Source organism: Shewanella sp. SM101 (assembly GCF_025654465.1).
GTDB classification, from domain to species: domain Bacteria; phylum Pseudomonadota; class Gammaproteobacteria; order Enterobacterales; family Shewanellaceae; genus Shewanella; species Shewanella oncorhynchi.
The window spans coordinates 1-1721 of the sequence record NZ_JAKKRH010000113.1; the positions used below are offsets into that span (position 1 = coordinate 1).

The following is a 1721-nucleotide window of genomic DNA, read 5'->3' on the forward strand; positions in this document are numbered from 1 at the left end:
GGGGAGGTCAACACGCTGCTGGAGGCCCATATTCAACAGGTGGAAATGCGTGTGTCCGCGCTGTTGCAGTTAAAACGGCACTTGGTTGATTTGCGCGAGAAGTGTTCTGGCTCTCGATCTGTAGAGGCGTGCGGCATTTTGCAAGGGTTGGGCAATTGCAATTGCCATGGCGAAAGTGCCACGAACAGTCAAACATCTGGGTAAGTAAGGGCTTAGCGTGCTTTATTTTCCGTTTTCTGAGGCGACCCCCTTGACAGTTACCGTAAGAGACATCTATTTTTACACCTGTCATTCATCCAACACAGTCATGGTAGCTAAGCTAGCACCCCACTAACAATATCGCTATCAGCACATACCGCACCCTGTTCGAACTAATGGATTGTGATGGACACACCAAATAACTCACTGCATGAGGCAACCCATGAAAAAGCAATTAAAAATAATTCTGCTCGCGTCCCACCTGGCTCTGTTTGGCGCGGGAGTTGGGCTAGGGATCTATATACTTCCGATTTTGACAGCACAAGAAAACGCCACCATCGCCGAAATTGAAGAAGTGCAAAAGGTGGCAAAGTATAGCGGAGAGTTCAAGAAAGATCAGAAAGGCAGCGACGCCCTTCACTGGGCGAATGGACAACTTTTTGTTACGGATAACGAAATTGTATTTAAAGGTGATGTAGCACCTGGTCCAGACTACAAAATTTACCTGACAAAGAAACAAGCCACCGACAAAGAATCGTTTTTGGACATAAAGAAAGAAGCAATTCTGATTGGCGAATTGAAAAACTTCGGGAATTTCAAGAAAACCATTCCTGCAAGCGTCAACGTCAACGAGTTTACAACGGTCCAAATATGGTGCGAGCATTTCTCTAAGTTCATCGGCTCCGCAAAATATCAGTAAACAAGCTTAAACTTGGATCTTGCCTGTTCACGAATAACATGCGCCTCATGCCAATGGAAATTAAAGTCTTGCCGGGCATGAGGCCTCCCCTCCACGTCTAGATTCTTGAAGTCAAAATTGACCTCAACCGACCCTCAGACACTGACTACGATGCCTGCATACCCTGAAGCGGTTCACCAGATGGGCTTGCGACAGAGATAAGTACGCGCCAACCTCAGATGCCGCTAAGGCTCTATACGCCGCCTTATCGGAATGGGTGGAATTTTGCGCGCGAGCGTCTAATGTTATCCAAGAGCGAGGGCTCTGATTAGTCCCGTCTCCCATGAAGATTCGCAGACTAAGACCCCTATTAAATCTGTAACATTTCGCTAGTTAAACGTTCATAGTGGAGATAAATAAAATGATTTCTTTACTGTGGGGTGAAATTAACCATATCGACAATGTTAGACCCATAGACGATGAGGACCTGCCATGTCTAAATGAAATATTTGAAATATTGAAAAAGCACAACTGCATAGACAGATTTGGCGTGGCACTACTGCACAAACACTTTGATCTACAAGAAGATGAGGTGGGGGTTTGGGGAGCAATGGAACCAAAAACCAACGTAAGCCTTACCACCTCCGCTCAGAGCCTTCTTCCTAGGCAATTCCCTCGATTGATCTTCCGTACTTTTCGAAAGTATTGCTTACGGCAATGTGCATCCGAGTTAATGTGGCCCAACACCACAATCTAGGAGCTGAACAATGAGCCAATCTGACCCGCAACACCCATCCCGCCGCATGCTGCTCAAGCGCGGAGCTGCCCTTTCCACATTGGCGAT

At 46.7% G+C, this 1721-nt stretch carries 2 protein-coding genes and 1 pseudogene; 2 read left to right on the forward strand and 1 reads right to left on the reverse strand.

The annotated features are described in order from the left end of the window. Both L5M38_RS24080 and L5M38_RS24085 read left to right on the forward strand, forming a co-directional pair. A pseudogene (locus tag L5M38_RS24080) lies at positions 1-204 on the forward strand (Cd(II)/Pb(II)-responsive transcriptional regulator); the annotation flags it as partial. Positions 205-421: 217 nt separating this feature from the next. Then, entirely contained in the window at positions 422-898 is a 477-nt protein-coding gene (locus L5M38_RS24085) for a DM13 domain-containing protein (protein ID WP_011711661.1), read from the forward strand. Between the two features lie 641 nt (positions 899-1539). On the opposite strand, the gene L5M38_RS24090 is transcribed toward L5M38_RS24085, so the two are convergent. Beyond that, a partial coding sequence (locus L5M38_RS24090) for a hypothetical protein (protein ID WP_263180542.1) occupies positions 1540-1721 on the reverse strand: 182 nt, incomplete at its 5' end.

Bases quoted from the DNA above. Each gene is read 5' to 3' on its own strand.
- L5M38_RS24085 (WP_011711661.1), top strand. From the start codon at position 422: ATGAAAAAGCAATTAAAAATAATTCTGCTCGCGTCCCACCTGGCTCTG.